At 66.8% G+C, this 7,189-nt stretch carries 8 protein-coding genes; 6 read left to right on the top strand and 2 right to left on the bottom strand.

What is annotated here, in order from left to right; genetic code table 11:
• Positions 1–982: patatin-like phospholipase family protein (locus QRO91_RS21360; RefSeq protein WP_285310556.1), on the top strand; the 982-nt coding region annotated here is incomplete at its 5' end.
• A gap of 39 nt (positions 983–1,021) precedes the next feature.
• Here the strand turns inward: QRO91_RS21360 and QRO91_RS21355 are convergent.
• Positions 1,022–1,507: an Lrp/AsnC family transcriptional regulator gene (locus QRO91_RS21355; protein WP_049429165.1), complete on the bottom strand. Its 486-nt coding sequence runs from the start codon at positions 1,505–1,507 to the stop codon at positions 1,022–1,024.
• A gap of 125 nt (positions 1,508–1,632) precedes the next feature.
• Here QRO91_RS21355 and phhA point away from each other — a divergent pair, with 125 nt between their 5' ends.
• Positions 1,633–2,526, top strand: a complete 894-nt coding sequence (gene phhA / locus QRO91_RS21350) for a phenylalanine 4-monooxygenase (RefSeq protein ID WP_049429166.1) — start codon at positions 1,633–1,635, stop codon at positions 2,524–2,526.
• Positions 2,527–2,635: 109 nt separating this feature from the next.
• Here the strand turns inward: phhA and QRO91_RS21345 are convergent, their stop codons facing one another.
• Positions 2,636–3,691: a LacI family DNA-binding transcriptional regulator gene (locus QRO91_RS21345; protein WP_197632677.1), complete on the bottom strand. Its 1,056-nt coding sequence runs from the start codon at positions 3,689–3,691 to the stop codon at positions 2,636–2,638.
• Positions 3,692–3,929: 238 nt separating this feature from the next.
• Between QRO91_RS21345 and QRO91_RS21340 the strand changes: the two genes are divergently transcribed.
• The 4 genes from QRO91_RS21340 (at position 3,930) to QRO91_RS21325 (ending at position 6,921) form a co-directional block, all read left to right on the top strand.
• A complete protein-coding gene (locus tag QRO91_RS21340; RefSeq protein WP_197650257.1) occupies positions 3,930–4,520 on the top strand; it encodes a cysteine dioxygenase family protein in 591 nt (196 codons plus the stop codon).
• 117 nt (positions 4,521–4,637) lie between these two features.
• The gene (eda, locus tag QRO91_RS21335; protein WP_049429169.1) at positions 4,638–5,276 is read left to right on the top strand and encodes a bifunctional 4-hydroxy-2-oxoglutarate aldolase/2-dehydro-3-deoxy-phosphogluconate aldolase; all 639 of its coding nucleotides are present in this window, start codon (positions 4,638–4,640) and stop codon (positions 5,274–5,276) included.
• A 96-nt stretch (positions 5,277–5,372) separates the two neighbouring features.
• Positions 5,373–6,401 carry an alcohol dehydrogenase AdhP gene (gene adhP / locus QRO91_RS21330; protein ID WP_197632680.1) on the top strand — a complete coding sequence of 343 codons (1,029 nt, stop codon included), beginning with the start codon at positions 5,373–5,375 and terminating at the stop codon, positions 6,399–6,401.
• Positions 6,402–6,528: 127 nt separating this feature from the next.
• Positions 6,529–6,921 carry a hypothetical protein gene (locus tag QRO91_RS21325; RefSeq protein ID WP_197650259.1) on the top strand — a complete coding sequence of 131 codons (393 nt, stop codon included), beginning with the start codon at positions 6,529–6,531 and terminating at the stop codon, positions 6,919–6,921.
• Positions 6,922–7,189: the final 268 nt, after the last annotated feature.

Genomic DNA, 7,189 nt, shown 5'->3' with positions numbered 1-7,189 from the left:
CCGCCCCCGCATGCTGCTGTCCGTCGCCCTGATCGGCCTGCTGGCCGGCTGCGGCGGTGATCCGGTCCGCCCCACGCCGCCGCCGGCCCCCACCGTGGTGCCGCAGGCCAAGCCGGTGAAGATCGGTATCGCGCTCGGCGGTGGCGCGGCCAAAGGCTTCGCCCACATCGGCGTGATCAAGATGCTGGAAGCCAATGGCTTCGAGCCCGCGGTGGTGTCCGGCACCAGTGCCGGCAGCGTGGTCGGCGCGCTGTATGCCAGCGGCATGGACGCGTTCCAGATGCAGAGCAAGGCGGTGGCGCTGGATGAAGCCAGCATCCGCGACGTGCGCCTGTTCTCCGGTGGCCTGGTGCAGGGCCAGAAGCTGCAGGACTACGTCAACGAACAGGTCGCCAACCGTCCGGCCGAACGCCTGAAGAAGCCGTTCGCCGCCGTCGCCACCCAGTTGGAAACCGGCGAGCGGGCGATCTTCGTGCGCGGCAACGTCGGCCAGGCGGTGCGCGCGTCGAGCAGCATTCCCGGTGTGTTCGAGCCGGTGAAGATCGGCGGTCGCAACTACATCGATGGCGGTGTGGTCAGCCCGGTGCCGGTGGATGCCGCACGCCAGCTCGGCGCCGACTTCGTGATCGCCGTGGACATTTCCAGCAAGGCCAGCGGCAAGGCACCGACCGACATGCTGGGCATCGTCAACCAGTCCATCTCGATCATGGGCCAGCGCCTCGGCGAGCAGGAACTGGCACGCGCCGACATCGTCATCCGCCCGAAGGTGCTGGACATCGGCGCTGCCGATTTCAGCCAGCGTGGCACCGCGATCCTGGAAGGCGAAAAGGCTGCGATGGCGGCCATGCCGCAGATCCGCGCGAAGATCCAGCAGCTGCAGCGCGCGCGCGCCGCCGCAGCGGCACCGGCGCCGGTGGCCGCACCGAAGTGCGAGGAAGCCTCGCGCCTGGGCAAGCTGATGGGCCGCAAGGACAAGTGCTGATCCGTTGGTGCCTGGCCACCGGGCACGCCTGGTGGCCGCTCAGGGCTCCAGCTGCGACAGCGGCAATGCCTGGAATCCCTTCACCGTGCGCAGCACGAAGCTGGAATTGGCATCGGCCACGCCGCCGGCATTGAGCAGCCGGTCCAGCAGGAAGTGCGAGAAGTGCTCCAGGTCGCGCACGTAGACGTGCAGCAGGTAATCCATGTCGCCGGTCAGTGCATGGCAGGCCACCACTTCATCCCACGCTTGCACGCTGTCCACGAAGTGGCCGATGGCGGCTTGGTCGTGTTTTTCCAGCTGCACGCGCACGAAGGCCTGCAGGCCCAGGCGCAACTGCCGCGGTTCCAGCCGCGCGCCGTAGCCGACGATCACACCCTCGCTTTCCAGCCGCTGCAACCGCCGCAGGCAGGCCGAAGGCGAGAGATTCACCCGCGCCGCCAGTTCGGCGTTGGTGGCGCGCCCATCCCGCTGGATTTCAGCCAGCAGGCGTATATCCGTGCGATCGAACTGGACTTCTCCGGCCATTGTTGCCCCGCAACATGGTGAGTACGCAAGGATATTGCGCCAACAAGGCCAATCGGCGCAACTTTTGCAACCCTGTTGCGCGGGCTCTGGCCTAGCATCGTAGGTATCCCGTCAAGGAGTGCCCCATGGACCTCGCCCAGCCCCGCCGCGTCGAACACCAGCAGACCGACAAGGGCTACGTGCCGGTGTACACCACCGCGCTCGTCGAGCAGCCGTGGGACACCTATAGCGCCGACGACCACGCCACCTGGAGCACGCTGTACCAGCGCCAGCGCGAACTGCTGGTCGGCCGCGCCTGCCAGGAATTCCTGGACGCGCAGGACGAGATGGGCATGAGCGCGCACATGATTCCGCGCTTCGACCAGCTCAACGAAGTGCTCGGCGCAGCCACCGGCTGGACCCTGGTCGGCGTCGAAGGCCTGCTGCCGGAACTGGATTTCTTCGACCACCTGGCCAACCGCCGTTTCCCGGTGACCTGGTGGATCCGTCGCCCGGACCAGATCGACTACATCGCCGAGCCGGACCTGTTCCACGATCTGTTCGGCCACGTACCGCTGCTGATGAACCCGGTGTTCGCCGACTACATGGAGGCGTACGGGCGCGGCGGCGTCAAAGCGCACGCGATCGGCCCGGATGCGCTGCAGAACCTGACGCGCCTGTACTGGTACACGGTGGAGTTCGGCCTGATCGATACGCCCGAAGGCCTGCGCATCTACGGTGCCGGCATCGTGTCGTCGAAGGGCGAATCGCTGTACTCGCTGGAATCAGCCGCGCCCAACCGCATCGGCTTCGACCTGCAGCGCATCATGCGCACGAAGTACCGCATCGACACGTTCCAGAAGACCTACTTCGTCATCGACAGCTTCGAACAGCTGATGCAGGCGACGTCGCCGGACTTCACCCCGATCTACGCGGCACTGGCCGACCAGGCGCACCTGCCGGCCGGTGACGTGCAGAGCGATGACCGCGTGTTCCAGAAGGGCACGGGGGAAGGCTGGGCCGACGGCGGCGACGTGTAAGCACACAACGCGCATGGCTTCGCACTGAAAACGGCGCACATGGGTGCGCCGTTTTCATTGATGTCTGCACCGCTGCGCCGTCGCGGCGGCGCAGGCGAGGGCAGGGTACTCAGGCGTCCACGGCCCGGCAGGAACCGCGCACCATCAGCTGTGGATGCACGCTGGCCGCGGTCGGTGCATCCGGTACTTCGGTCTGCACCAGCATCGCCGCCGCCATGCGGCCGATGTCGGACACATGGCGGCGCACCGAAGTCAGCGGCGGCCACAACCGCGAGGCCAGCGGGCTGTCGTCATAGCTGACGATCGACAGCTGCTGTGGCACGGCAATTCCCACACGCAGCGCAACCTGGTAGACACCGGCCGCCATCTCGTCGTTGCCGGCGAAGATCGCGCTGGGGCGTTGCCCGCCCATCAGCAGCCGCTCGGCGGCATGCACGCCGGACTCGAAGGTGTCACCGGCTTCCAGCACGCGTTCGCCCGGCAAGGTCAGCCCCACCTGGGCCAACCGCTCAAGGAAGCCATGCGTGCGCTCACGCGCCGCGCGCCGGTCTCCGGGCCCTGCGATCACCGCGATGTCACGATGGCCGAGCGAGAGCAGGTAACCCGCTGCTGCCGCCGCGCCATCGCGATCGTGGGTGACCACCGCCTGCACTTCATCCTCCGACGCATGTGCGTTGATGCGCACGTAGCGGCAATCGATGTCGTCCAGCATCTGCGCGAGCGCAACCGATTCGGATGCACGCGGGCCGAGGATCACCCCATGCAGCTTCTGCTGCTGCACGAAGCGGCGCACGCCGTGCGCGCATTCCGGATCCTGGCTGTCGCAGGGATGCACCACCAGCTCATAACCGGTGCCACGCAGCGCTTCCAGCGCGCCATGCTGCAGGTCAACGATGCATTGGGCACCCGGGTCGTCATACACCAGGCCGATCAGGAAGGAGCGGCGGAACGCGAGCCCGCGCGCCAGAGGGTCGGGCACGTAACCGACCTCGCGCATCAACGCCTCGACCTTGTCGCGGGTGTCTTTGCGCACCAGCGGCGAGTTGTTGATGATTCTTGAAACCGTTTTCTTGGAAACTCCCGACAGTCGTGCGATGTCGTTGATCGTGGCAGCCTTGCCTTTCGATGCCGGCAACGCGGCATCGCTCATATTTCGCACTGACATGTATAGAACCAGGTAAGTCGGAGAATTCTAGCCTTGCGCCCGTCGGGCGCGAAGTTGCGGAAGGTCGCAGCTGGAGCGGCACAGACCGTGTTCGACACGTTCCACCGCGTGAGGTTCCATTGTGATCGCTCTACTGCATTTGCATCTGAACCGTTTTTCACGCGCGCTTGCCATGAATGCGGGTGCGACGCGCGCGATCACCAACATTCCCTTAACCAGGCTCCGCTACAGTCGGGGCATGGACCTGCAGACTTCTCCGTTTCCGGCGTTCCGTGGCCGCGACCGGTTGATCGCCGCAGTCGACGCGGCGATGACCTCCGGTGATGCCGAGCGCATCACCGCCGACCTGCAGCTGGCGCTGCAGGAAGCCATCGCGGACAGCCGCATCGAGTTGCCCGAATGCGTGCACCGTCCGGTCAGTGATCATTACGCGCGACGTCCGCTGTACCACAGCCGCGAACACGGCTACAGCGTGATTGCCATGAGCTGGGGCCCAGGGCAGGGCACGCCGCTGCACGACCACGATGCCATGTGGTGTGTGGAGGGCGTGTGGTCGGGCGAGCTGGAGATCACCCGCTATGAACTGCTGGAGTGCGCCGGCGAGCGCTGGCGCTTCCGCCGCCATGCCGTGCTGCGCGGCGGCGGCGGCAGTGCCGGCAGCCTGATTCCACCGCATGAATACCACACCCTGCGCAATGCCAGCGATGAGGCCCTGGCCATTTCGGTGCATGTGTACGAAGCGCCGATGGAACGTTCGGCGGTGTTCGATCCACTTGGGGGTGACTGGTACCAGCGCCGTATCCAGGCGTTGCAGGCCGATCCGGCCTGAGCCGGGCAGAGGGCAGGGCAGCGGACAGCGCCTTCGCAGCGCGCATGGCATCATGCGCCGCTGCGCTGCCGGACCCGGCGGCGATCCGCAATGCCCCGTCGGGCAAGGAGCAAGACCATGTCCAGCGCTGATCCGCGCCTGCGCGCGCTGTTGAAGCTGGCACCGGTGATTCCGGTGTACACCCCCGAAGACGTGAATGAAGCCGTCGAGGTAGCCCAAGCACTGTTCCGCGGTGGCCTGCCGGTGATCGAAGTGACCCTGCGCACGCCGCAGGCACTGGACGCCATCAAGGCCATGGTCGAGGCCGTGCCGGACGCAGTGATCGGCGCCGGTACCGTACTCAACGCCGCGCAGATGCAGGCGGCGAAGCAGGCCGGCGCACGTTTCGCGGTATCGCCCGGTGCAACGCCGATGCTGTATGCCGCCGCGCGCGATGCCGACCTGCCGTACCTGCCCGGTGCCGCCACCGCATCCGATCTGATCCTGGGCCTGGAGCACGGCAAGGACACCTTCAAGTTCTTCCCGGCCGTGCAGGCCGGCGGTGCCGCGCTGCTGGCCGCCTGGAACGGTCCATTCGCCGACGTGCGCTTCTGCCCGACCGGCGGCATCAGCGCGCAGACCGCGCCGCAGTTCCTGCACCTGCCCAATGTGCTGTGCGTGGGCGGTTCTTGGCTGACCACCCCGGCGCTGCTGCAGACCCGTGACTGGGAGGCGATCGAGCGCCTGGCGCGCGAGGCATCGGTGCTGGCCAGCTGAACACGCTGCAAGAATCTTCAAAGGTTTGATCGTGATCAAAGCGCCGGCCTCGAGCCGGCGTCATTCTGTGGGCAAGCGCACTGCGGAGATCCGAACATGCAATCCACCATGAAGGCCGCCGTCGTACGCGAGTTCGGCAAGCCACTGGTCATCGAGGAAGTCTCGGTACCGCGCCCGGGGGCGGGCGAGGTGCTGGTCAGGATCGAGGCCTGTGGCGTCTGCCACACCGACCTGCACGCCGCCGAGGGCGATTGGCCGGTGAAACCGAACCCGCCATTCATCCCCGGCCACGAGGGCGTGGGGCACGTCGTGGCCGTGGGAGGCGGGGTAGGGCACGTCAAGGAAGGCGACAGGGTCGGCATCCCCTGGTTGTACTCGGCGTGTGGCCATTGCGAACACTGCCTGGGTGGCTGGGAAACGCTGTGCGAAACGCAGCGCAATACCGGTTACTCGGTCAACGGCGGCTTCGCCGAGTACGCACTGGCCGATGCCAACTACGTCGGCCTGCTTCCGAAGGAAGTGGGCTTCATCGAGATCGCGCCGGTGCTGTGCGCCGGCGTGACCGTCTACAAGGGCCTGAAGGTCACCGACACCAAGCCCGGTGACTGGGTGGCGATCTCCGGTATCGGCGGCCTGGGCCACATGGCGGTGCAGTACGCCCGCGCAATGGGCCTGAACGTGGCCGCGGTGGACGTGGACGACAGCAAGCTGGCGCTGGCGCGGCAGCTCGGTGCGCAGGTCACCGTCAACGCGCGCACCACCGATCCGGCCGCGTTCCTGAAGAAGGAAATCGGCGGCGCGCACGGCGCCCTGGTCACCGCGGTTTCACCGAAGGCATTCGAGCAGGCGCTGGGCATGGTCCGCCGTGGCGGCACCGTGTCGCTCAACGGCCTGCCGCCGGGCAATTTCCCGCTGGACATCTTCGGCATGGTGCTCAACGGCATCACCGTACGCGGCTCGATCGTCGGCACCCGGCTGGATCTGCAGGAATCGCTGCAGTTCGCCGCCGAAGGCAAGGTCGCGGCCACGGTCAGCACCGACCGCCTGGAAAACATCAACGACGTGTTCGCGCGCATGCACGCGGGCACCATCGAAGGCCGCGTGGTGATCGACTTCGCCGCCTGACCGCCTGTGCATGGCCGCCGCTGCTCCGTACCCCTCTCCCACGGGCACGGCGGCCATGCCGATCCATCGGTAGTGCCGGCCGCTGGCCGGCAACCGCGGATGCGCCGCACAGCCGTACAATGCGCGCATGCCCGGCCTGCTCAAGACCCTGTTCCTGTCCATCGTCGCCCTGATCGGCGGCGTGCTGTCACTTGCCCTGGTCAGCAGCGTCGCCAGCTGGCTGCCGCCGCTGCTGGGCCTGTCGCCGGGCAACAACAGCATGCAGCTGGGCTGGGACCTGGCCTTCAGCGTGCTCGGCGGCATCGCCGGCATCGCCTTCGCCACCTACTACGCACCCTGCTGGCCGCGTTCGCACGGGTTCTCGATCTGGTCGCTGATCGCGCTGGGCTGCGGCTACGCGGTATGGGCCGCAGGTGCGGATTTTCCCCTGTGGTTCGTCATTTCGCTGCTGGCATCGCTGCCGTTGCAGCTGCTGGTGGGCTGGTGGTTCGGGCGTCGTGCGTCGCGGAACGCAACGTAGCGCCGCATCTGTAGAGGCGAGCCCCTGCGCCGGGTTGAATGACAATGACACACGGACCCGACCAATGGGTCGGCTCTAAAACTACAATCGCGGGAGCGTCTTGTTAAACCTGTAGAAAACCAGCCAAGGGTCCTGTGTCTTAAAAAAAAAAACGACCCCCCCACACGGCATCCTATCTGGGTTTGCGTCTTCTTGTTGAAAAAATAGGGGGGGGGGGGGGGGGGGGGGGGGGGGGGGGGGGGGGGGGGGGGGGGGGGGGGGGGGGGGG

It is taken from the genome of Stenotrophomonas maltophilia group sp. Smal32 (assembly GCF_030237085.1).
GTDB lineage: Bacteria > Pseudomonadota > Gammaproteobacteria > Xanthomonadales > Xanthomonadaceae > Stenotrophomonas > Stenotrophomonas maltophilia_Q.
Note: the sequence above shows the minus strand (reverse complement) of the source record. Positions and strands in the feature narration are given on the sequence as shown.

What these genes read in the sequence shown, in the direction of transcription:
- phhA (WP_049429166.1), top strand. Translation starts at nt 1,633, where the DNA reads ATGGACCTCGCCCAGCCCCGCCGCGTCGAACACCAGCAGACCGACAAG.
- eda (WP_049429169.1), top strand. Translation starts at nt 4,638, where the DNA reads ATGTCCAGCGCTGATCCGCGCCTGCGCGCGCTGTTGAAGCTGGCACCG.
- QRO91_RS21345 (WP_197632677.1), bottom strand. Translation starts at nt 3,691, where the DNA reads ATGTCAGTGCGAAATATGAGCGATGCCGCGTTGCCGGCATCGAAAGGC.
- QRO91_RS21340 (WP_197650257.1), top strand. Translation starts at nt 3,930, where the DNA reads ATGGACCTGCAGACTTCTCCGTTTCCGGCGTTCCGTGGCCGCGACCGG.
- QRO91_RS21355 (WP_049429165.1), bottom strand. Translation starts at nt 1,507, where the DNA reads ATGGCCGGAGAAGTCCAGTTCGATCGCACGGATATACGCCTGCTGGCT.
- QRO91_RS21325 (WP_197650259.1), top strand. Translation starts at nt 6,529, where the DNA reads ATGCCCGGCCTGCTCAAGACCCTGTTCCTGTCCATCGTCGCCCTGATC.
- adhP (WP_197632680.1), top strand. Translation starts at nt 5,373, where the DNA reads ATGCAATCCACCATGAAGGCCGCCGTCGTACGCGAGTTCGGCAAGCCA.